Annotated in this window: 17 protein-coding genes and 1 tRNA gene; 17 read left to right on the top strand and 1 reads right to left on the bottom strand. The window is 62.8% G+C overall.

Annotated features, from left to right (window positions below; genetic code table 11):
• Positions 1 to 11: 11 nt before the first annotated feature.
• From ilvD to GTK01_RS02590, 13 genes are all read left to right on the top strand, one after another.
• A complete protein-coding gene (gene ilvD, locus GTK01_RS02650; RefSeq protein ID WP_252924278.1) occupies positions 12 to 1736 on the top strand; it encodes a dihydroxy-acid dehydratase in 1725 nt (574 codons plus the stop codon).
• Complete coding sequence (locus tag GTK01_RS02645) at positions 1723 to 2535, top strand: tetratricopeptide repeat protein (protein ID WP_252924277.1); 813 nt, start codon at positions 1723 to 1725, stop codon at positions 2533 to 2535. The genes ilvD and GTK01_RS02645 overlap by 14 nt, the downstream gene beginning before the upstream one ends.
• A gap of 150 nt (positions 2536 to 2685) precedes the next feature.
• Positions 2686 to 3861, top strand: coding sequence for an elongation factor Tu (gene tuf / locus GTK01_RS02640; protein ID WP_252924266.1), 1176 nt, complete (start codon positions 2686 to 2688; stop codon positions 3859 to 3861).
• Positions 3862 to 4239: 378 nt separating this feature from the next.
• Positions 4240 to 4315: transfer RNA gene (locus GTK01_RS02635), tRNA-Trp, on the top strand.
• 258 nt (positions 4316 to 4573) lie between these two features.
• Positions 4574 to 4777, top strand: a complete 204-nt coding sequence (secE, locus tag GTK01_RS02630; protein ID WP_024585409.1) for a preprotein translocase subunit SecE — start codon at positions 4574 to 4576, stop codon at positions 4775 to 4777.
• A 27-nt stretch (positions 4778 to 4804) separates the two neighbouring features.
• The gene (gene nusG, locus GTK01_RS02625; protein WP_252924276.1) at positions 4805 to 5344 is read left to right on the top strand and encodes a transcription termination/antitermination protein NusG; all 540 of its coding nucleotides are present in this window, start codon (positions 4805 to 4807) and stop codon (positions 5342 to 5344) included.
• Positions 5345 to 5495: 151 nt separating this feature from the next.
• The gene (rplK, locus tag GTK01_RS02620; protein ID WP_252924275.1) at positions 5496 to 5924 is read left to right on the top strand and encodes a 50S ribosomal protein L11; all 429 of its coding nucleotides are present in this window, start codon (positions 5496 to 5498) and stop codon (positions 5922 to 5924) included.
• A gap of 2 nt (positions 5925 to 5926) precedes the next feature.
• Positions 5927 to 6634 (top strand): 50S ribosomal protein L1, encoded by a 708-nt coding sequence (rplA, locus tag GTK01_RS02615; protein WP_252924274.1) that lies wholly within the window; start codon positions 5927 to 5929, stop codon positions 6632 to 6634.
• 385 nt (positions 6635 to 7019) lie between these two features.
• Complete coding sequence (gene rplJ, locus GTK01_RS02610; protein WP_252924273.1) at positions 7020 to 7538, top strand: 50S ribosomal protein L10; 519 nt, start codon at positions 7020 to 7022, stop codon at positions 7536 to 7538.
• A 60-nt stretch (positions 7539 to 7598) separates the two neighbouring features.
• Positions 7599 to 7976: a 50S ribosomal protein L7/L12 gene (gene rplL, locus GTK01_RS02605; RefSeq protein ID WP_252924272.1), complete on the top strand. Its 378-nt coding sequence runs from the start codon at positions 7599 to 7601 to the stop codon at positions 7974 to 7976.
• Between the two features lie 200 nt (positions 7977 to 8176).
• A complete protein-coding gene (gene rpoB / locus GTK01_RS02600) occupies positions 8177 to 12313 on the top strand; it encodes a DNA-directed RNA polymerase subunit beta (protein WP_252924271.1) in 4137 nt (1378 codons plus the stop codon).
• Between the two features lie 150 nt (positions 12314 to 12463).
• A complete protein-coding gene (gene rpoC, locus GTK01_RS02595; RefSeq protein WP_252924270.1) occupies positions 12464 to 16663 on the top strand; it encodes a DNA-directed RNA polymerase subunit beta' in 4200 nt (1399 codons plus the stop codon).
• Positions 16664 to 16778: 115 nt separating this feature from the next.
• Positions 16779 to 17393 (top strand): LysE family translocator, encoded by a 615-nt coding sequence (locus GTK01_RS02590; protein ID WP_252924269.1) that lies wholly within the window; start codon positions 16779 to 16781, stop codon positions 17391 to 17393.
• A 2-nt stretch (positions 17394 to 17395) separates the two neighbouring features.
• On the opposite strand, the gene GTK01_RS02585 is transcribed toward GTK01_RS02590, so the two are convergent.
• Positions 17396 to 17668 carry a transcriptional regulator gene (locus tag GTK01_RS02585; RefSeq protein WP_252924268.1) on the bottom strand — a complete coding sequence of 91 codons (273 nt, stop codon included), beginning with the start codon at positions 17666 to 17668 and terminating at the stop codon, positions 17396 to 17398.
• Positions 17669 to 18111: 443 nt separating this feature from the next.
• Here GTK01_RS02585 and rpsL point away from each other — a divergent pair, with 443 nt between their 5' ends.
• The 4 genes from rpsL (at position 18112) to tuf (GTK01_RS02565) (ending at position 22368) form a co-directional block, all read left to right on the top strand.
• Positions 18112 to 18483: a 30S ribosomal protein S12 gene (rpsL, locus tag GTK01_RS02580; protein ID WP_024585419.1), complete on the top strand. Its 372-nt coding sequence runs from the start codon at positions 18112 to 18114 to the stop codon at positions 18481 to 18483.
• A 55-nt stretch (positions 18484 to 18538) separates the two neighbouring features.
• Positions 18539 to 19009, top strand: a complete 471-nt coding sequence (rpsG, locus tag GTK01_RS02575) for a 30S ribosomal protein S7 (RefSeq protein WP_024585420.1) — start codon at positions 18539 to 18541, stop codon at positions 19007 to 19009.
• A 27-nt stretch (positions 19010 to 19036) separates the two neighbouring features.
• Positions 19037 to 21127 carry an elongation factor G gene (gene fusA / locus GTK01_RS02570; RefSeq protein WP_252924267.1) on the top strand — a complete coding sequence of 697 codons (2091 nt, stop codon included), beginning with the start codon at positions 19037 to 19039 and terminating at the stop codon, positions 21125 to 21127.
• A 65-nt stretch (positions 21128 to 21192) separates the two neighbouring features.
• On the top strand, positions 21193 to 22368 hold the full coding sequence (tuf, locus tag GTK01_RS02565; RefSeq protein ID WP_252924266.1) for an elongation factor Tu: 1176 nt from the start codon (positions 21193 to 21195) through the stop codon (positions 22366 to 22368).
• Positions 22369 to 22421 lie beyond the last annotated feature (53 nt).

Genomic DNA, 22421 nt, shown 5'->3' with positions numbered 1-22421 from the left:
TGAGGAGCGAAATGGACGCCAAGGCAATCTCCAAAGCAAATCTGCCCAGCCGACACGTGACCGTCGGCCCCACGCGCGCGCCGCACCGCTCCTTTCTCTACGCAATGGGTCTGTCGAGCGCCGAGATCGCCCAGCCGCTGGTCGGCGTGGCGTCCTGCTGGAACGAAGCGGCGCCCTGCAACATCTCCTTGATGCGGCAGGCGCAGGTGGTCAAGAAGGGCGTCGCGGCCGCCAATGGCACGCCGCGCGAGTTCTGCACCATCACCGTCACCGACGGCATTGCGATGGGCCACCAGGGCATGAAGGCGTCTCTGGTCTCGCGCGACGTGATCGCCGACTCGGTCGAACTGACCATGCGCGGCCATTCCTACGATGCGCTGGTCGGCCTTGCGGGATGCGACAAGTCGCTGCCAGGCATGATGATGGCCATGGTGCGCCTCAACGTGCCGTCGATCTTCATCTATGGCGGCTCGATTTTGCCAGGCACTTATCGTGGCCGGCAGATCACCATCCAGGATGTCTTCGAGGCGGTCGGCCAGCACTCGGTCGGTGCGATCTCCGACGAGGAACTGCTCGAGGTCGAGCAGGCGGCCTGTCCGTCGGCCGGTGCCTGCGGCGCCCAGTTCACGGCCAACACGATGGCGACCGTCGCCGAGGCGATCGGACTGGCGCTGCCCTATTCGTGCGGCGCGCCGGCACCCTACGAGATGCGCGACCGGTTCAACTACGCCTCCGGCGAGAAGGTCATGGAACTGATCGCCCGCAACATCCGGCCGCGCGACATCGTCACGCTGAAGGCGCTGGAGAACGCGGCGGCGGTGGTGTCGGCGACAGGCGGCTCGACCAATGCCGCGCTTCACCTGCCGGCGATCGCGCACGAGGCTGGGATCGCGTTCGACCTTTTCGATGTTGCCCGCATCTTCGAGAAGACCCCCTATATCGCCGACCTGAAGCCTGGCGGCCGCTATGTCGCCAAGGACATGTTCGAGGCTGGCGGCATTCCGCTCTTGATGAAGACCATGCTGGAGCATGGTTACCTCCATGGCGACTGCATGACGGTGACCGGCCGTACTGTTGCCGAAAACATGGAGCATGTTCGCTGGAATGATGACCAGGACGTGGTGCGCCCGGCAGACAGGCCGATCACCGCCACGGGCGGGGTCGTCGGCCTGAAGGGCAATCTGGCTCCTGACGGCGCGATCGTGAAGGTGGCCGGCATGAAGAATCTCAAATTCACGGGTCCGGCGCGCTGCTTCGATTCGGAAGAGGAGTGCTTTGCGGCCGTGACCGACCGGACCTATCGCGAGGGCGAGGTTCTAGTCATCCGTTACGAGGGACCGAAGGGCGGTCCGGGCATGCGCGAGATGCTTTCGACGACCGCGGCGCTTTACGGGCAGGGGATGGGCGACAAGGTCGCGCTCATCACCGACGGGCGGTTTTCGGGCGCGACGCGTGGCTTTTGCATCGGCCATGTCGGTCCAGAGGCCGCGGTTGGCGGGCCGATCGGGCTCCTGCGCGACGGCGACATGATCACGATCGACGCGACGGCGGGCGAATTGTCGGTGGCGCTGAGCGAGGCGGAACTTGCGGAGCGCTCCACGAACTGGAACCCGCGACAGACCGACTACCAGTCCGGCGCGATTTGGAAATATGCGCAGACCGTGGGGTCCGCGCGCGAGGGAGCCGTCACCCATCCGGGCGGTGCCAAAGAAACGCATTGCTATGCTGATATCTGATTTCGTCAGGGCCGGGCTGGTTGCCGCATCGCTTGCCGGAAGCATTCTGGGCAGCGTGACGATGGCGTTCGCGTTTGACGAGCAGGTTCTCGCCGAGCCCGCAAAGAGCGAAAAGCAAAGCCCGTGGGCGGTTTTCCGCTTCGGTTTCTCCGCCTACAAGAACGGCGACAAGGACGAGGCTGCCGAAGCCTATCGCTACGCGGCCGAGAACGGCCAGCTTGGTGCGCAGTGGAAGCTGGCGCGTATGTATGCGCAGGGCGACGGCGTCGCCCAGGACGACTACGAGGCGTTCCAGTTCTATCAGGAAATCGTGCAGCAGGAGGTTGAGCCGGGCAGCCCGGACGACTCCTATGTCGCCGATGCGCTGGTGGCGCTCGGCGGCTATCTCAAGCGCGGCATTCCCGGCTCGCCGGTCGGGGCAAACCCGGTTGCGGCGCAGGAATACTACATGCGCGCGGCGGCGAGCTACCGCCACCCGGATGCGCAGTACGAGATCGGGCGCATGTTTCTTGGCGGGGATGGCTTCAAGCCCAACGTCCAGCAGGCCGCGCGCTGGCTGCAGCTTGCGGCCGAAAAGGGACACGCGGGCGCCGAGGCGACGCTCGGCAACCTTCTCTTCCAGAGCGGGCGCGTGGTGCGCGGCCTTGCGATGATGACGGCTGCGCTGCATCGGGCTTCACCTGCCGACCAGATCTGGATTCGCGACATGCAGGAAGAAGCGTTCGCGCTCGCCCCGGAAGCCGACCGCCGCACCGCGATCGCCCTTGCCGAAGACATACTGGCGCAAGGCACGAACTGATCTTATCTCAGCGGCTTCATGTTCAGGGCGCGATGGCCTCTCCGGCCATTGACGCGGCAACAAAGCACTTGTGTTTTCATGCCGCACTCGCTAATCGCCCCGCATCCTTTTAACCCAACCGCACACATCGCGCCCAAGGGAAGACTGATTATGGCGAAAGGTAAATTCGAGCGTAACAAGCCGCATGTGAACATTGGCACGATCGGGCACGTCGACCACGGCAAGACGTCGCTGACGGCTGCGATCACGAAGTTCTTCGGCGAGTTCAAGGCGTACGACCAGATCGACGCCGCTCCGGAAGAGAAGGCGCGCGGCATCACGATCTCGACGGCGCATGTCGAATACGAGACCGAGAACCGCCACTACGCCCACGTCGACTGCCCCGGCCACGCCGACTATGTGAAGAACATGATCACGGGCGCTGCGCAGATGGACGGCGCGATCCTGGTGTGCTCGGCTGCTGACGGCCCGATGCCGCAGACCCGCGAGCACATCCTGCTTGCCCGTCAGGTTGGTGTTCCGGCAATCGTCGTGTTCTTGAACAAGGTCGACCAGGTCGACGACGCCGAGCTGCTCGAGCTGGTCGAACTGGAAGTTCGCGAGCTGCTGTCGTCCTACGACTTCCCGGGCGACGACATTCCGATCGTCAAGGGTTCGGCGCTGGCCGCTCTGGAAGACTCCAACAAGGAGATCGGCGAGGACGCGATCCGCAAGCTGATGGCCGAGGTCGACGCCTACATCCCGACGCCGGAGCGTCCGATCGACCAGCCGTTCCTGATGCCGATCGAAGACGTGTTCTCGATCTCGGGCCGTGGCACGGTGGTGACCGGCCGCGTCGAGCGCGGCATCGTCAAGGTTGGCGAGGAAGTCGAGATCGTCGGCATCCGCGACACCAAGAAGACGACGGTGACGGGCGTTGAGATGTTCCGCAAGCTGCTCGACCAGGGCCAGGCTGGCGACAACATCGGCGCGCTGATCCGCGGTGTGGACCGTGAGGGCGTCGAGCGCGGGCAGGTTCTGTGCAAGCCCGGTTCGGTGAAGCCGCACAAGAAGTTCAAGGCCGAAGCCTACATCCTGACGAAGGAAGAGGGTGGCCGTCACACGCCATTCTTCACCAACTACCGTCCGCAGTTCTACTTCCGCACGACGGACGTGACGGGCATCGTGACGCTGCCGGAAGGCACGGAGATGGTGATGCCGGGCGACAACGTGACGGTCGACGTCGAGCTGATCGTGCCGATCGCGATGGAAGAGAAGCTGCGCTTCGCCATCCGCGAAGGCGGCCGCACCGTCGGCGCCGGCATCGTAGCCTCGATCACGGAGTGATCGAGCGTCGAAGCCGAAAGCTGCCGACGCACTTGATACGGGGCAAAGGGCGCATGCGCTTTGCCCGCGGCGCCGGCATCGTAGCCTCGATCACGGAGTGATCGAGCGTCGAAGCCGAAAGTTGCCGACGCACTTGAAATGAGGCAAAGGGCGCATGCGCTTTGCCCGCGGCGCCGGCATCGTCGCCTCGATCACGGAATAGCCAGCATTCGGCTTTTGCAGCATCGTTGATTGTGAGGCGGGCGGTCCTTCGGGGCCGCCCGCTTTCGTTTTCCACATTGACGTTGCGTTGCCCGAATCGGGTGAGATAAAATGCGCCGGACGGAGCATCCGAAGCTTGAAATGCGCGGGCAGTTGTGGGAGAAGCCACGCACCTGAAGGGGTATAGCTCAGTTGGTAGAGCGGCGGTCTCCAAAACCGCAGGTCGCGGGTTCAAGCCCTGCTGCCCCTGCCAGGTTCTCCCAAACCAAATCGAACAAAGCGCTTGCATCGGTGCGGAATCGAATCTATCTACACGCCACGAACACGCGGTGCGTGGAGCCGGCGAGCGGCTTTACGCGCCCGAATTGCATGGACGAACCATTTTCTTTGATTCGTTGCAAGGTTCCCAGATTTGGCCGGCGCACAGCTTCGCGTTCCGGCAGGACTGTTCGAAATAAAGGGGAAGGGCGCGGATCCTCGCGCCCGGACCTGACAAGAAAATGAGCGGCAGATGGCGTCCAAGACCACCAATCCATTCACCTTTCTTCAGCAGGTGCGGACGGAAACGTCCAAGGTGACGTGGCCTTCGCGACGCGAGACACTGATCTCGACGATCATGGTCCTGGTCTTCGCCCTCATTGCATCGATCTTCTTTTTCGTCGCCGACCAGGTGATGGCGTGGGGCATCGAACTGATCCTCGGGATCGCTCGCTAGACCCGCCAATACGGAGAGCCATTTAGAATGACTGCGCGGTGGTACATCGTCCACGCTTACTCGAATTTCGAGAAGAAGGTCGCCGAGGATATCGAGCACAAGGCCAAGCAGAAGGGCCTGTCGGACAAGATCGAGCAGATCGTCGTTCCGACCGAGAAGGTCGTCGAGGTCCGTCGCGGCAAGAAGGTCGATGCCGAGCGCAAGTTCTTCCCGGGCTACGTGCTGATGAAGGCGCAGTTGACAGACGCGGTGATCAGCCTCGTCAAGAACACGCCGCGCGTGACCGGCTTCCTCGGCGAGGATCGCACGACCGCCAAGCCCGTACCGATCTCCGAGGCCGAGGCGAACCGCATCCTGCACCAGGTGCAGGAAGGCGTCGAGCGTCCCAAGCCTTCGGTCACCTTCGAGATCGGTGAGGCCGTGCGCGTCTCGGACGGTCCTTTCGCGTCGTTCAATGGAACGGTTCAGGAAGTCGAAGAGGAGCGCTCGCGCCTCAAGGTGGAGGTTTCGATCTTCGGGCGCGCCGTGCCGGTGGATCTGGAGTTCGGTCAGGTCGAGAAGGTCTGACTGGAAGTGGGCCGGTTTCGGCCCGACGAGGTGATGGGCGCGAGCGTCCATCACGGGTGGAAGGGGAGGCGGCCTGGCCGGCCGTTCATATCCGTACCACCAAGCTGCAAAACGCCGGCTTGCCGGCATAACGACAAAAGGCAGATGAGATATGGCTAAGAAGATTGCAGGCCAGCTCAAGCTTCAGGTCCCCGCCGGGTCCGCGACGCCGTCGCCCCCGATCGGTCCTGCGCTTGGTCAGCGTGGCATCAACATCATGGAGTTCTGCAAGGCATTCAATGCGCAGAGCCAGGAGATGGAGAAGGGTTCGCCCATCCCCGTCGTGATCACCTATTACCAGGACAAGTCCTTCACCTTCGCGATGAAGACGCCGCCGGTGTCGTACTTCCTGAAGAAGGCCGTGAACCTGAAGTCGGGCTCCAAGGAGCCGGGCAAGTCGGTGGCCGGCAAGATTTCGCGCGACAAGGTTCGCGAGATCGCCGAAGCGAAGATGAAGGATCTCAACGCCAACGACGTTGAGGCTGCAATGCGCATGGTTGAGGGCTCCGCCCGCTCCATGGGCCTGGAAGTGGTGGGCTGATCATGGCGATTAAAGCAGGAAAGCGCATCACCAAGGCGCGCGAAGGCATCGATGCCGACAAGCAGTACGACCTTTCGGAAGCCATCAACCTTTTGAAGGACCGCGCGACCGCCAAGTTCGACGAGACGATCGAAGTTGCGATGAACCTCGGCGTCGACCCGCGCCACGCCGACCAGATGGTCCGCGGCGTCGTCAATCTGCCGAACGGCACTGGCCGTACGGTTCGCGTCGCGGTGTTCGCCAAGGGCGACAAGGCCGATGAAGCCAGGGCCGCCGGCGCCGATATCGTCGGTGCGGAAGACCTGGTGGAAACCGTGCAGAAGGGCGAGATCAACTTCGACCGCTGCATCGCCACTCCGGACATGATGCCGCTCGTCGGTCGCCTGGGCAAGGTCCTTGGCCCGCGCGGCATGATGCCGAACCCGAAGGTCGGCACGGTTACGCCGGACGTCGCCGCAGCCGTCAAGGCTTCCAAGGGCGGCGCAGTTGAGTTCCGCGTCGAGAAGGCCGGCATCGTCCACGCCGGCGTCGGCAAGGCTTCCTTCGACGCCAAGGCGCTCGAAGAGAACGTTCGCGCCTTCGCCGATGCGGTGATCAAGGCCAAGCCGACGGGCGCCAAGGGCAACTACGTCAAGAAGGTCGCCCTGTCGTCGACCATGGGGCCGGGCCTCAAGCTCGACCCGTCGACCGTGACCGCGCCTTCGGCCTGATCGGCCGGTAAGGCATGATCCCGAAGGGCGGGTGCCGCCTTTCGGTCGAGAGTGCCGACTGAAGAAATTCCGGGCCTCACGGGGCCCGGATCTCCGGGATCGCAAGTCCCGGAAATCCTGTCCGAGATTGCAGGCGGCTCGTTCGCAAGAAGGAGCCTTAATTCGCAAGGGTCTGCATGAGACGGGTGAGAGGCTTTTTTACGGGCGTCAGCCCATGGAAAAGGTTCGAACCGTGTGTGCCTTTTGTCTGACAAGCCGGCTTCGGTCGGTCTGGAGAAAAGGGGGCAGGATCCTCGAACGTCGTTCGGGTGATCCTTTCGAGGAAGGCCCGTTCGGCAAAGGCAACCCGGCAATCGCTTCGGCGGTTGCCAGATGGAGATAGGCAGTGGAAAGAGCGGAAAAGCGCGAATTCGTCACAAGCCTGAATGGCGTGTTCTCGAACACGGGTTCAGTCGTTGTGGCCCACTATGCCGGGCTCACCGTTGCGCAGATGAACGATCTTCGTTCCAAGATGCGTGAAGCCGGTGGCACGGTAAAGGTCGCGAAGAACCGTCTTGCCAAGATCGCTCTTCAGGGTACGCAGTCCGAAAACATTCAGGATCTGTTCAAGGGACAGACCCTGATCGCGTATTCGGACGATCCGGTTGTGGCCCCCAAGGTCGCGTCCGACTTCGCCAAGACGAATGACAAGCTTGTCATCATCGGCGGAGCCATGGGCGAGACCGCGCTCGACGCCGACAGGGTGAAGGCTCTCGCCTCGCTTCCGTCGCTCGACGAACTCCGGGCCAAGATTGTCGGTATGGTTCAGACCCCGGCAACCCGGATCGCACAGGTCGTCAACGCACCGGCGGGTCAGCTCGCACGGGTGTTCGGCGCCTACGCCCGGAAGGACGAGGACGCTTAAGGCTGTTCTTCGCTGTCAAGAATCCAACACACATTCGAACTTAATCAAGGAACTGAGAAAATGGCTGATCTCGCAAAGATCGTTGAAGACCTGTCGAGCCTGACCGTCCTCGAGGCGGCTGAGCTGTCGAAGATGCTCGAAGAGAAGTGGGGCGTCTCCGCTGCTGCTCCGGTTGCCGTTGCTGCCGCCGGCGGCGCCGGCGCTGCTGCTGCCGCCGAAGAAGAGAAGACCGAGTTCGACGTCATCCTGACGGATGCCGGCGCGCAGAAGATCAACGTCATCAAGGAAGTCCGTGCGATCACGGGTCTTGGCCTCAAGGAAGCCAAGGACCTCGTCGAAGGCGCGCCGAAAGCCGTCAAGGAAGCCGTCTCGAAGGACGAAGCTGCCAAGATCAAGGCTCAGCTCGAAGGCGCCGGCGCCAAGGTCGAGCTCAAGTAAGACCCGTCGTGGGTTCCATCGGTGGGCGGCGCAGGCTGCCCACCGATCCCACCGGGAAAAGTGGAACTGGAAAACCTCTTTCCTGTGGGCCGGAAACGGCTTTCAGGAAACGGGTTTTTGCCCGTTCTTGATGGATACCCGCCGAGTTTTTGACGGCGGTGCGTGGTTGGCAGATAGCCAAGAGGCAGTAAGGAGCGACGATGGCCCAGACCCAGACGTTTAACGGTCGCAGGCGCGTACGCAAGTTCTTCGGAAATATTCCGGAAGTTGCGGAGATGCCGAACCTCATCGAGGTTCAGAAGGCATCCTATGATCAGTTCCTCATGGTGGCGGAGCCCAAGGGCGGCCGTCCCGACGAGGGACTGCAGGCGGTTTTCAAGTCGGTGTTTCCGATCCAGGACTTCGCCGGCACCGCGATGCTGGAATTCGTCAAGTATGAGTTCGAGGCCCCCAAGTTCGACGTCGATGAATGCCGGCAGCGCGACCTGACCTTCGCCGCGCCGCTCAAGGTGACGTTGCGCCTGATCGTGTTCGATGTCGACGAGGACACCGGCGCGCGCTCGATCAAGGACATCAAGGAGCAGGACGTCTACATGGGCGACATGCCGCTCATGACGTCCAACGGCACCTTCATCGTCAACGGCACCGAGCGCGTGATCGTCTCGCAGATGCACCGCTCGCCGGGCGTCTTCTTCGATCACGACAAGGGCAAGTCGCACTCGTCGGGCAAGCTGTTGTTCGCCGCGCGCGTCATCCCCTATCGCGGTTCGTGGCTCGACATCGAGTTCGACTCGAAGGACGTCGTGCATGCGCGCATCGACCGTCGCCGCAAGATCCCGGTGACGTCGCTTCTGATGGCGCTCGGCATGGACGGCGAAGAAATCCTCTCGACCTTCTACAACAAGCTCACCTTCGAGCGCGCCGACGACCATTGGCGCATCCCGTTCTCGGCCGAACGCTTCCGCGGCATGAAGGCCGTGACCGATCTCGTTGACGCGGACACCGGCGAAATCGTCGTCGAGGCTGGCAAGAAAATCACCGCGCGCCAGGCCAAGCAGCTTGCCGAAAAGGGCCTCAAGGCCATCAAGGCGACTGAGGACGACCTGTTCGGCTCGTACCTGGCGGAAGACATCGTCAATGCGGAAACCGGCGAGATCTATCTCGAGGCCGGCGACGAGATCGACGAGAAGACCCTGAAGGTCCTCATCGAGGCGGGCCATGAGGAGATCAGCGTTCTCGACATCGACCACGTCAATGTCGGCGCCTACATCCGCAACACGCTCGCCGTCGACAAGAACGAGAGCCGTCAGGACGCGCTGTTCGACATCTACCGCGTCATGCGTCCCGGTGAGCCGCCGACCATCGACACCGCCGAGGCGATGTTCAATTCGCTGTTCTTCGACGCCGAGCGTTACGACCTTTCGGCCGTGGGCCGCGTCAAGATGAACATGCGTCTGGAACTCGACGCCGCCGACACCGTGCGCGTCCTGCGCAAGGAAGACATCCTTGCGGTCGTCAAGACGCTGGTCGAGCTGCGCGACGGCAAGGGCGAGATCGACGACATCGACAATCTCGGCAACCGCCGCGTGCGTTCGGTCGGCGAATTGATGGAGAACCAGTACCGCGTCGGCCTGCTTCGCATGGAGCGCGCGATCAAGGAGCGCATGTCGTCGATCGAGATCGACACCGTCATGCCGCAGGACCTGATCAACGCCAAGCCTGCGGCCGCTGCCGTGCGTGAGTTCTTCGGTTCCTCGCAGCTCTCGCAGTTCATGGACCAGACCAACCCGCTCTCCGAGATCACGCACAAGCGTCGTCTTTCGGCGCTTGGACCTGGCGGTCTGACCCGCGAGCGCGCCGGCTTCGAGGTGCGCGATGTGCATCCGACGCATTACGGCCGCATCTGCCCGATCGAGACGCCGGAAGGCCCGAATATCGGTCTCATCAACTCGCTCGCCACCTTTGCGCGCGTCAACAAGTACGGTTTCATCGAGAGCCCGTACCGCAAGATCAAGGATGGCAAGGTCACGCTTGACGTCGTCTATCTGTCGGCGATGGAAGAGGCCAAGCACTACGTCGCACAGGCCAATGCCGAACTCGACGAGAATGGCCAGTTCACGGACGAGTTCGTCATCTGCCGCCATGCCGGCGAAGTGATGATGGCACCGCGCGAGAACGTCGACCTTATGGACGTGTCGCCGAAGCAGCTCGTTTCGGTCGCCGCGGCACTGATCCCGTTCCTTGAGAACGACGACGCCAACCGCGCGCTGATGGGCTCGAACATGCAGCGTCAGGCCGTGCCTCTGGTGCGCGCCGAAGCGCCGTTTGTCGGCACCGGCATGGAGCCGATCGTCGCCCGTGACTCGGGCGCCGCCATCGGCGCCCGCCGCGGCGGCGTGGTCGATCAGGTCGACGCGACGCGTATCGTCATCCGCGCGACGGAAGATCTCGATCCGGGCAAGTCCGGCGTCGACATCTACCGCCTGATGAAGTTCCAGCGTTCGAACCAGTCGACCTGCATCAACCAGCGTCCGCTGGTGAAGGTGGGCGACAAGGTCAACAAGGGCGACATCCTGGCCGACGGTCCGTCGACCGATCTCGGCGACCTCGCGCTTGGCCGCAACGTGCTCGTCGCGTTCATGCCGTGGAACGGCTACAACTACGAGGACTCGATCCTGCTCTCCGAGCGTATCGTGGCCGACGACGTCTTCACCTCGATCCACATCGAGGAGTTCGAGGTCATGGCGCGCGACACCAAGCTTGGGCCGGAAGAGATCACGCGCGACATTCCGAACGTTTCGGAAGAAGCGCTGAAGAACCTGGACGAAGCCGGCATCACCTATATTGGCGCCGAGGTTCAGCCGGGCGACATCCTGGTCGGCAAGATCACGCCGAAGGGCGAAAGCCCGATGACGCCGGAGGAAAAGCTCCTGCGCGCCATCTTCGGCGAAAAGGCTTCGGACGTCCGTGACACCTCCATGCGCATGCCGCCCGGAGCTTTCGGCACGGTCGTCGAAGTGCGCGTCTTCAATCGCCACGGCGTGGAGAAGGACGAGCGCGCGATGGCAATCGAGCGCGAAGAGATCGAGACGCTCGCCAAGGACCGCGACGACGAACAGGCGATTCTCGACCGCAACGTGTACAGCCGCCTGGCCGACATGCTGACGGGACAGGACGTCATCGCTGGCCCGAAGGGCTATAAGAAGGGCGCGGCGCTCACCCGTGAGACGCTGACCGATTACCCGCGTTCGCAGTGGTGGCAGTTCGCCGTCGGCGACGAGAAGCTGCAGAGCGAGCTCGAAGCCCTGCGTGGCCAGTACGACGAGTCCAAGAAGGCGCTCGAGCAGCGCTTCATGGACAAGGTCGAGAAGGTCCAGCGCGGCGACGAGATGCCGCCCGGCGTCATGAAGATGGTCAAGGTCTTCGTTGCCGTGAAGCGCAAGATGCAGCCCGGCGACAAGATGGCCGGCCGTCACGGCAACAAGGGCGTCGTGTCCAAGATCGTTCCGGTCGAAGACATGCCGTTCCTCGAAGACGGCACCCATGCCGACATCGTGCTCAATCCGTTGGGCGTGCCGTCGCGCATGAATGTCGGCCAGATTCTCGAGACGCATCTGGGTTGGGCCTGCGCCGGCATGGGACGCAAGATCGGGGAACTGATCGAGGCCTACAACGAGAACGGCGAGATCAAGCATCTGCGCGCCACGATCGAGGACATCATTCCGGCCAACGACCGCAACGAGCCGGTCCGCGACTATGATGACGAGTCGATCCTGCGTCTGGCGGACCAGATGAAGCACGGCGTCACAATCGCGACGCCGGTCTTTGACGGTGCGAACGAGGCAGACATCAACGAGCTGCTGACGCAGGCGGGGCTTCATACGAGCGGTCAGTCGACCGTCTATGACGGCCGCACGGGCGAGGAGTTCGACCGCAAGGTGACCATGGGCTACATTTACATGCTCAAGCTTCACCATCTGGTCGACGACAAGATCCACGCCCGATCGATCGGACCCTACTCGCTCGTCACCCAGCAGCCGCTGGGCGGCAAGGCGCAGTTCGGTGGCCAGCGCTTCGGCGAGATGGAGGTCTGGGCGCTTGAGGCATACGGTGCCGCCTACACGCTGCAGGAGATGCTGACCGTGAAGTCGGACGACGTGGCCGGCCGCACCAAGGTCTACGAGGCCATCGTGCGCGGCGACGACACGTTCGAGGCGGGCATTCCCGAGAGCTTCAATGTTCTCGTCAAGGAAATGCGTTCGCTCGGTCTCAACGTCGAACTGGAGAACACCCAGGCCGACCTCGAACAGCAGCAGTTGCCCGACGCGGCGGAGTAGGGACGAGGGCGCCGCAGCAATGCGGCGCCCGTCCTCTCGCCGGTCCGGTGGGGCCGGCGTTCAGACATCGAGATATTCAAACGATCAGGGCGCGTCGCGCCTCATCGTTTTTCCAGGTAAGGGGCGTTTCGCCCCGATAAGGAGAACGGCATGAACCAAGAGGTCATGAATCTTTTCAACCCTCAGGCGCCGGCCCAGACCTTCGATTCCATCCGGATTTCGCTGGCCAGCCCGGACAAGATTCTCTCCTGGTCCTACGGCGAGATCAAGAAGCCGGAAACCATCAACTATCGTACGTTCAAGCCTGAACGCGACGGCCTTTTCTGCGCGCGCATCTTTGGCCCGATCAAGGACTACGAGTGCCTGTGCGGCAAGTACAAGCGCATGAAGTACAAGGGCGTCATCTGCGAGAAGTGCGGTGTCGAGGTCACGCTGTCGCGCGTGCGCCGCGAGCGCATGGGCCACATCGAACTTGCCGCGCCGGTCGCGCATATCTGGTTCCTGAAGTCGCTGCCGAGCCGCATCGGCACGCTTCTCGACATGACGCTGAAGGACATCGAGCGCGTTCTCTATTTCGAGAACTACATCGTCACCGAGCCGGGTCTGACCGCGCTGAAGGAGCACCAGCTTCTCAGCGAGGAAGACTACATGATGGCCGTCGACGAATATGGCGAGGACTCCTTCACCGCCATGATCGGCGCCGAGGCGATCCACGATCTGCTTGCCGGGATGGACCTAGAGAAGATCGCGGGCGATCTGCGTTCGGAGCTTGCGACCACGACGTCGGACCTCAAGCAGAAGAAGCTTCTCAAGCGCCTCAAGGTGGTCGAGAACTTCATGGAATCGGGCAATCGTCCCGAGTGGATGATCATGAAGATCGTCCCCGTCATCCCGCCGGACCTGCGCCCGCTGGTTCCGCTGGACGGCGGCCGCTTTGCGACGTCCGACCTGAACGATCTCTATCGCCGGGTCATCAACCGCAACAACCGCTTGAAGCGCCTGATCGAGCTGCGCGCGCCCGGCATCATCATCCGCAACGAGAAGCGCATGCTTCAGGAAGCGGTCGATGCCCTGTTCGACAACGGCCGTCGCGGCCGCGTCATCACGGGGGCCAACAAGCGTCCGCTGAAGTCGCTCTCCGATATGCTCAAGGGCAAGCAGGGCCGGTTCCGTCAGAACCTGCTCGGCAAGCGCGTCGACTATTCGGGCCGCTCGGTCATCGTGACCGGTCCCGAGCTCAAGCTGCACCAGTGCGGTCTGCCGAAGAAGATGGCGCTCGAGCTCTTCAAGCCCTTCATCTACGCCCGCCTCGACGCCAAGGGTTATTCCTCGACCGTCAAGCAGGCGAAGAAGCTGGTCGAGAAGGAGCGTCCGGAAGTCTGGGATATCCTCGACGAGGTCATCCGTGAGCACCCGGTTCTCCTGAACCGCGCGCCGACGCTGCACCGTCTGGGCATCCAGGCCTTCGAACCCATCCTGATCGAAGGCAAGGCGATCCAGCTCCACCCGCTCGTCTGCACGGCGTTCAACGCCGACTTCGACGGCGACCAGATGGCCGTACACGTTCCGCTTTCGCTGGAAGCCCAGCTCGAAGCGCGCGTGCTCATGATGTCGACCAACAACATCCTGCATCCGGCGTCGGGCGCACCGATCATCGTGCCATCGCAGGACATGGTTCTCGGCCTCTACTACCTGTCGATCGTCAACGACAACGAGCCGGGCGAGGGCATGATCTTCGCCGACATGGGCGAGATGCAGCACGCGCTCGAGACCAAGGCGGTGACGCTTCACGCCAAGATCAAGGGCCGCTTCCGCTCGGTCGACGCCGAAGGCAAGGTCACGTCCAAGATCTACGACACGACGCCGGGCCGCATGCTCATTGGCGAGCTTCTGCCGAAGAACGTCAACGTACCGTTCGAGATCTGCAACCAGGAGATGACCAAGAAGAACATCTCCAAGATGATCGACACCGTCTATCGCCACTGCGGTCAGAAAGAGACGGTCATCTTCTGCGATCGCATCATGGCGCTCGGCTTCGCCCGCGCTTGCATGGCCGGCATTTCGTTTGGCAAGGACGACATGGTCATCCCGGACACCAAGGCAAAGCTGGTGGCCGATACGGAAGCGCTCGCGAAGGAATATGAGCAGCAGTACAATGACGGCCTGATTACCCAGGGCGAGAAGTACAACAAGGTCGTCGACGCCTGGGCCAAGTGCTCGGAGAAGGTTGCCGACGAGATGATGGGCCGCATCAAGGCGGTCGAGTTCGACGACAACAAGCGGCAAAAGCCGATGAACTCGATCTACATGATGTCGCATTCGGGTGCGCGTGGTTCGCCGACGCAGATGCGTCAGCTTGCCGGCATGCGCGGTCTGATGGCCAAGCCGTCCGGCGAGATCATCGAGACGCCGATCATCTCGAACTTCAAGGAAGGCCTGACGGTTCTGGAGTACTTCAACTCCACCCACGGCGCCCGCAAGGGTCTGGCTGACACCGCCTTGAAGACCGCGAACTCCGGCTATCTGACCCGCCGTCTCGTCGACGTGGCGCAGGACTGCATCGTCAATGCCGTCGATTGCGGAACCGAGAAGGGTCTGACGATGCAGCCGATCGTCGATGCCGGCCAGGTGGTCGCATCGCTCGGCCAGCGCGTTCTCGGCCGTACGGCGCTGGAGGATATCCTCCATCCGGTGTCGGGCGACGTGCTCGTCAAGGGCGGCACGCTCATCGACGAGCGCGACGTGGATGTGATCGAGAAGGCTGGCATTCAGTCCGTCCGCATCCGTTCGGCGCTCACCTGCGAAGTGCGCACCGGCGTTTGCGCGGTCTGCTACGGCCGTGACCTTGCACGCGGCACGCCCGTCAACCAGGGCGAGGCCGTCGGCGTCATCGCGGCGCAGTCGATCGGCGAGCCGGGCACGCAGCTCACCATGCGTACCTTCCACATGGGCGGTACGGCCCAGGTGGTGGACAGCTCGTTCCTCGAAGCGTCCTACGAAGGCACGGTCAAGATCCGCAACCGCAACGTGGTGCGCAACTCGGACGGCCATCTGGTCGTCATGGGCCGCAACATGGCGGTGGTCATCGCCGACGAGGCGGGCAAGGAACGCGCGGTTCACCGCGTCACCTACGGCTCGCGCATCTTCGTCGACGAGGGCGACAAGGTGAAGCGCGGCCAGCGCATCGCCGAGTGGGACCCCTACACCCGTCCGGTGCTGACGGAAGTCGGCGGTCGCGTGGAGTTCGAAGATCTTGTCGACGGCATCTCGGTTCAGGAAACGGCCGACGAGTCGACCGGCATCACCAAGCGTGAGGTCATCGACTGGCGTTCCACGCCGCGCGGCACGGATCTGAAGCCGGCGATCACGGTTTCGGACGAGAAGGGCAAGGTCGCCAAGCTGTCGAAGGGCGGCGACGCGCGCTTCCTGCTCTCGGTCGAGGCCATTCTCTCGGTCGAGCCGGGCGCAACGGTCCAGCCGGGTGACGTGATCGCGCGTGTTCCGATGGAGAGCGCCAAGACGAAGGACATCACCGGCGGTCTGCCGCGTGTGGCCGAGCTCTTCGAAGCGCGTCGTCCGAAGGATCACGCCGTCATCGCCGAGATCGACGGTACGGTCCGCTTCGGCCGGGACTACAAGAACAAGCGTCGCATCGTCATCGAGCCGCATGACTCGGATGTCGAGGCCGTCGAATACCTCATCCCGAAGGGCAAGCCGTTCCACCTCCAGGAAGGCGATTCCATCGAGAAGGGCGATTACATCCTCGACGGCAACCCGGCGCCGCACGACATCCTGGCGATCAAGGGCGTGGAGGCTCTGGCTTCCTACCTCGTCAACGAAATCCAGGAAGTCTACCGGTTGCAGGGCGTCGTGATCAACGACAAGCACATCGAGGTGATCGTTCGCCAGATGCTGCAGAAGGTCGAGATTACGGAGCAGGGCGACTCGCAGTACATCGCGGGCGACCACGTCGACTCGATCGAACTCGACGAGGTCAACGACCGCCTGATCGAGGAAGGCAAGAAGCCTGCGGCCGGCGAGCCGGTGCTGCTCGGCATCACCAAGGCCTCGCTGCAGACGCCGTCCTTCATCTCGGCCGCGTCCTTCCAGGAAACGACCCGCGTCCTTACCGAGGCGGCCGTTGCCGGCAAGATGGACACGCTGCAGGGCCTGAAGGAGAACGTCATCGTGGGCCGTCTGATCCCCGCCGGCACCGGCGGACAGATGAGCCAGATCCGTCGCATCGCCTCGTCGCGCGACGATCTGATCCTCGACGAGCGCCGCAAGTCGTCGGGCGCCGAGATGGCCAACCCGATGCTGGCTGACATGTCGGAGACGCCTGCCGAGTAAGGCTGGCGACGTCACCGATCGCAAAAGGCCGCCGGATCGATCCGGCGGCCTTTTTCATGCAGCTTGCAAGGGCGGCGCGCCGGTGGCACCGTTCGGCGTCAACGGATCGAAATCGATGGACCTCACCGCTCTCGCCATCTTCGCCGGCGCGCTGGCGATTTCGGCCGGTTCGCCCGGCCCGAGCATCGCTGCGCTCGTCGCGCGCGTGCTGACGCGCGGCTATTCCGACGTCATGCCGTTCCTGTTCGCCATGTGGCTGGGGGAGGCGATCTGGCTCGCCTGCGCGGTTTTCGGCCTCGTCGCGATCGCGCAGACTTTCCAAGGCCTCTTCGCCGTCATCAAATATGCCGGCATCGCCTATCTTCTCTATCTTGCCTGGAAGATGTGGACCGCGCCGTCGACGATCGAAGAACACGAGATCGCACCACGAACTTCGCCGCTGCGCATGTTTCTCGCGGGCTTCGCCGTCACGATCGGCAATCCGAAGATCATGGTCTTCTATGTCGCGCTGCTTCCGGTCATCATCGACCTGTCGCAGGTGACGCTTCTCGCATGGGCCGAACTGACCGCGACCATGCTAGTCGTGCTCGTCGCCGTCGATCTTGCCTGGGTGCTGCTTGCCTCGCGCGCGCGTCGGTTCATCCGCTCCCCGCGCGCGGTGCGGCTGACCAACCGGGCAGGGGCGACCGTGATGGCCGCGGCGGCAGCCGCCATGGCGACGTCCAAGTAGGCTCAGCCGACCTGGACGATCGCGATCTCGCCCTCGATCGCGCCCTGCCAGGCCGACATGTGCGGCTCTTCGTCGGGCATGCCTTCGAGTTCGCCGATCTGGTCGAGCTCGGCGCGGGAATAGCCCTCCCTTGCAAGCGCTTCGAGAGTCATGCGCACCGCGCTGTCGTCGTCGGGCGCGCGCAGGAGGACGTTGATTCTTTCGGCCGGTGCGGAATCGCTGCGCCACACGCGACCGACGATGATGGTGACCCGCGGCTCTTCATTGTCGTTCATGGCGCTCTTCCGATCTTGATTCCTTCGGCCGGTCATTCCATATGGCGCGGGACGGGACAACCTTCTTCTGTCAGGCGGCGTTTTCGCTCCGTTTTGCGGCACGTTCACGATATTTTCTTTCGTGGTGGTCGGGCGGGCGACCTATCTCGCCGCTGGAGGCCGAATGGGGTTGACGATCCGGTGGCTTAGGGTTAGAAGCCGCCTCGTCTGAGCCGATGTGAGACTCTCCTTTCCGAAGCGACGCGCTTTGGAGTTTGTCTCAAACAGGGTTCGTTATTACGAGCGACGACACATTTCCGGCTTGCAAGAAGCGGCAACGCTTCCTCTGCGTTTGTTGGGCGAAACCGCAAGTGCGGTGTTTTGCCCGAATTCGTGCATGGAATTGCTGCCGCTGGCGCCCTGACGGGCTTGAGACACGAGATTGAGAGAAAGAGGAAGGTTTAATGCCTACCGTCAACCAGCTGATCCGCAAGCCGCGCATTGCGCCGGTGAAGCGCAACAAGGTTCCGGCCATGCAGGCCAACCCGCAGAAGCGCGGCGTTTGCACGCGCGTCTACACGACGACGCCGAAGAAGCCGAACTCCGCTCTGCGTAAGGTTGCGAAGATCCGCCTCGTCAACGGCTTCGAAGTGATTGGCTACATCCCGGGCGAAGGTCACAACCTTCAGGAGCACTCCGTGGTCATGATCCGCGGCGGCCGCGTCAAGGATCTTCCCGGCGTGCGCTACCACATCATCCGCGGCGTTCTCGACACCCAGGGCGTCAAGAACCGCAAGCAGCGTCGTTCGAAGTACGGCGCCAAGCGTCCGAAGTAAGGTTTTCCGGCTGGGGCGGTTCGACCGCCGGCCGCGATCGTGAGAGACGAGAGACATGTCCCGACGCCACCGTGCAGAAAAGCGTGAGATCAACCCGGATCCGAAGTTCGGCGACCTGGTGATCACCAAGTTCATGAACGCCGTCATGTTCGACGGCAAGAAGTCGGCTGCCGAGCGCATCGTCTATGGCGCGCTGGAGCAGCTCGAGACCCGCGCAAAGGCCGAGCCGGTTGCGCTTTTCCACACTGCGCTCGACAACGTCGCGCCGCATGTGGAAGTGCGTTCGCGCCGCGTCGGTGGCGCGACCTACCAGGTTCCGGTCGACGTCCGTCCGGAGCGCCGTCAGGCCCTGGCTATCCGCTGGCTGATCACCGCTGCCCGCAACCGCAACGAGACCACCATGATCGATCGCCTCTCGGGCGAACTCATGGACGCCTCGAACAACCGCGGCACGGCAGTCAAGAAGCGTGAAGACACGCACAAGATGGCCGAAGCCAACCGCGCCTTCGCGCACTACCGCTGGTAAGCCCGGCGATAAGGGAAAGGCACAATCATGGCCCGCGAATATAACATCGAAGACTACCGTAATTTCGGTATCATGGCGCATATCGACGCCGGCAAGACGACGACGACCGAGCGCATCCTGTTCTATACGGGCAAGTCGCACAAGATCGGCGAAGTCCACGACGGCGCCGCGACCATGGACTGGATGGAGCAGGAGCAGGAGCGCGGCATCACGATCACGTCTGCCGCGACGACCACGTTCTGGCAGGGCCGTGACGGCAAGAAGCGCCGCTTCAACATCATCGACACGCCTGGCCACGTCGACTTCACCATCGAAGTCGAGCGCAGCTTGCGCGTTCTCGACGGTGCGATCGCGCTCCTCGACGCCAATGCCGGTGTCGAGCCGCAGACCGAGACCGTCTGGCGCCAGGCCGACAAGTATCATGTCCCGCGCATGATCTTCTGCAACAAGATGGACAAGATCGGCGCCGACTTCTACCGCTCGGTCGAGATGGTCAAGAGCCGCCTTGGCGCGACCCCGGTCGTCGTGCAGCTGCCGATCGGCGCTGAGAACGAGTTTGCCGGCGTCGTTGATCTGATCGAGATGAACGCCCTCGTCTGGAAGTCCGAGAACCTCGGCGCCGAATGGGATATCGTCGAGATCCCGGACGACCTGAAGGAAAAGGCCGTCCAGTTCCGCGAGCAGATGATCGAGACCGCCGTCGAAATGGACGAAGGCGCGCTCGAGCGCTACCTCGAAGGCGAGATGCCGTCGAACGACGAACTGCGCGCGCTGATCCGCAAGGGCACGATCGCGGTCAAGTTCTTCCCGATGTTCTGTGGCTCCGCCTTCAAGAACAAGGGCGTGCAGCCGCTGCTCGATGGCGTCGTCGACTTCCTGCCGTCGCCGATCGAAGTTCCGTCGATCAAGGGCATCGACCCGAAGACCGAAGCCGAGATCGCGCGCAAGTCGTCTGACGATGAGCCGCTTTCGATGCTCGCCTTCAAGATCATGAACGACCCGTTCGTCGGCTCGCTCACCTTCTGTCGCATCTATTCGGGCGTTCTCAAGAAGGGCGTTTCGCTCGAGAACACCGTGAAGGACAAGAAGGAGCGCATCGGCCGCATGCTGCAGATGCACTCGAACTCGCGTTCGGACATCGAAGAGGCGTTTGCCGGTGACATCGTTGCTCTGGCCGGTCTCAAGGAGACCACCACGGGCGACACGCTTTGCGACCCGCTGAAGCCGGTCATCCTGGAGCGCATGGAATTCCCCGATCCGGTCATCCAGATCGCGATCGAGCCGAAGACCAAGGGCGACCAGGAAAAGATGGGCCTCGCGCTCAACCGTCTCGCCGCCGAGGATCCGTCCTTCCGCGTCAAGACCGACGAGGAATCGGGCCAGACCATCATCGCCGGCATGGGCGAGCTTCACCTCGACATCATCGTCGACCGCATGAAGCGCGAGTTCAAGGTCGAAGCGAATGTGGGCGCGCCGCAGGTTGCCTATCGCGAGACGATCACGCGCACGGCCGAAGTGGACTACACGCACAAGAAGCAGACCGGTGGTACCGGCCAGTTCGCCCGCGTCAAGCTGGTGTTCGAGCCGAACCCGGATACCGAAGAGTTCGTCTTCGAGTCGAAGATCGTCGGCGGTGCGGTTCCGAAGGAATACATTCCGGGCGTCCAGAAGGGCATCCAGAGCGTCCTTTCCTCCGGCCCGCTGGCAGGCTTCCCGATGCTCGGCGTCAAGGCAACGCTGATCGACGGTGCCTTCCACGACGTCGACTCCTCCGTTCTGGCGTTCGAAATCGCCTCCCGCGCTGCCTTCCGTGAAGGCGCGCAGAAGGCAGGCGCCCAGCTTCTCGAGCCGATCATGAAGGTCGAGGTCGTGACGCCGGAAGATTACGTCGGCAACGTCATCGGCGACCTGAATGGCCGTCGCGGCCAGATCCAGGGCCAGGAAACGCGCGGCGTGGCCGTCGTCGTCAATGCCATGGTTCCGCTCGCCAACATGTTCAAGTACGTCGACAATCTGCGTTCGATGTCTCAGGGCCGCGCCCAGTACACGATGCTGTTCGACCACTACGAGCCGGTCCCGCAGGCTGTGGCTCAGGAAATTCAGAAGAAATACGCGTAAGTGCCTGACGGCTGCGCATAAACGACATCAAGCCTGTTCAGGCGAACTAGGAATGGAGAATTCACATGGCTAAGGGTAAATTCGAGCGTAACAAGCCGCATGTGAACATTGGCACGATCGGGCACGTCGACCACGGCAAGACGTCGCTGACGGCTGCGATCACGAAGTTCTTCGGCGAGTTCAAGGCGTATGACCAGATCGACGCCGCTCCGGAAGAGAAGGCGCGCGGCATCACGATCTCGACGGCGCATGTCGAATACGAGACCGAGAACCGCCACTACGCCCACGTCGACTGCCCCGGCCACGCCGACTATGTGAAGAACATGATCACGGGCGCTGCGCAGATGGACGGCGCGATCCTGGTGTGCTCGGCTGCTGACGGCCCGATGCCGCAGACCCGCGAGCACATCCTGCTTGCCCGTCAGGTTGGTGTTCCGGCAATCGTCGTGTTCTTGAACAAGGTCGACCAGGTCGACGACGCCGAGCTTCTCGAGCTGGTCGAGCTGGAAGTTCGCGAGCTTCTGTCGTCCTACGACTTCCCGGGCGACGACATTCCGATCGTCAAGGGTTCGGCGCTGGCCGCTCTCGAAGACTCCAACAAGGAGATCGGCGAGGACGCGATCCGCAAGCTGATGGCCGAAGTCGACGCCTACATCCCGACGCCTGAGCGTCCGATCGACCAGCCGTTCCTGATGCCGATCGAGGACGTCTTCTCGATCTCGGGCCGCGGTACGGTCGTGACGGGTCGCGTCGAGCGCGGCATCGTGAAGGTCGGCGAGGAAGTCGAGATCGTCGGCATCCGCGACACCAAGAAGACGACGGTGACGGGCGTTGAGATGTTCCGCAAGCTGCTCGACCAGGGCCAGGCTGGCGACAACATCGGCGCGCTGATCCGCGGTGTGGACCGTGAGGGCGTCGAGCGCGGGCAGGTTCTGTGCAAGCCCGGTTCGGTGAAGCCGCACAAGAAGTTCAAGGCCGAAGCGTACATCCTGACGAAGGAAGAGGGTGGCCGTCACACGCCGTTCTTCACCAACTACCGTCCGCAGTTCTACTTCCGCACGACGGACGTGACGGGCATCGTGACGCTGCCGGAAGGCACGGAGATGGTGATGCCGGGCGACAACGTGACGGTCGACGTCGAGCTGATCGTGCCGATCGCGATGGAAGAGAAGCTGCGCTTCGCCATCCGCGAAGGCGGCCGCACCGTCGGCGCCGGCATCGTAGCCTCGATCACGGAATAACAGGAAAGCGGTCTGTCGCGGGCGCGGGAAAGCCCCGCGCCGCGAAAGACTTG

The organism is Aliihoeflea sp. 40Bstr573 (assembly GCF_024105655.1).
Taxonomy (GTDB): domain Bacteria; phylum Pseudomonadota; class Alphaproteobacteria; order Rhizobiales; family Rhizobiaceae; genus Aliihoeflea.
This window is presented reverse-complemented; position numbering and strand designations above follow the sequence as displayed.

Bases quoted from the DNA above. Each gene is read 5' to 3' on its own strand.
- rpsL (WP_024585419.1), top strand. From the start codon at position 18,112: ATGCCTACCGTCAACCAGCTGATCCGCAAGCCGCGCATTGCGCCGGTG.
- secE (WP_024585409.1), top strand. From the start codon at position 4,574: ATGGCGTCCAAGACCACCAATCCATTCACCTTTCTTCAGCAGGTGCGG.
- nusG (WP_252924276.1), top strand. From the start codon at position 4,805: ATGACTGCGCGGTGGTACATCGTCCACGCTTACTCGAATTTCGAGAAG.
- GTK01_RS02585 (WP_252924268.1), bottom strand. From the start codon at position 17,668: ATGAACGACAATGAAGAGCCGCGGGTCACCATCATCGTCGGTCGCGTG.
- tuf (WP_252924266.1), top strand. From the start codon at position 2,686: ATGGCGAAAGGTAAATTCGAGCGTAACAAGCCGCATGTGAACATTGGC.
- GTK01_RS02590 (WP_252924269.1), top strand. From the start codon at position 16,779: ATGGACCTCACCGCTCTCGCCATCTTCGCCGGCGCGCTGGCGATTTCG.
- rplK (WP_252924275.1), top strand. From the start codon at position 5,496: ATGGCTAAGAAGATTGCAGGCCAGCTCAAGCTTCAGGTCCCCGCCGGG.
- rpoC (WP_252924270.1), top strand. From the start codon at position 12,464: ATGAACCAAGAGGTCATGAATCTTTTCAACCCTCAGGCGCCGGCCCAG.
- ilvD (WP_252924278.1), top strand. From the start codon at position 12: ATGGACGCCAAGGCAATCTCCAAAGCAAATCTGCCCAGCCGACACGTG.
- rpoB (WP_252924271.1), top strand. From the start codon at position 8,177: ATGGCCCAGACCCAGACGTTTAACGGTCGCAGGCGCGTACGCAAGTTC.
- rpsG (WP_024585420.1), top strand. From the start codon at position 18,539: ATGTCCCGACGCCACCGTGCAGAAAAGCGTGAGATCAACCCGGATCCG.
- fusA (WP_252924267.1), top strand. From the start codon at position 19,037: ATGGCCCGCGAATATAACATCGAAGACTACCGTAATTTCGGTATCATG.
- rplL (WP_252924272.1), top strand. From the start codon at position 7,599: ATGGCTGATCTCGCAAAGATCGTTGAAGACCTGTCGAGCCTGACCGTC.
- tuf (WP_252924266.1), top strand. From the start codon at position 21,193: ATGGCTAAGGGTAAATTCGAGCGTAACAAGCCGCATGTGAACATTGGC.
- GTK01_RS02645 (WP_252924277.1), top strand. From the start codon at position 1,723: ATGCTGATATCTGATTTCGTCAGGGCCGGGCTGGTTGCCGCATCGCTT.
- rplA (WP_252924274.1), top strand. From the start codon at position 5,927: ATGGCGATTAAAGCAGGAAAGCGCATCACCAAGGCGCGCGAAGGCATC.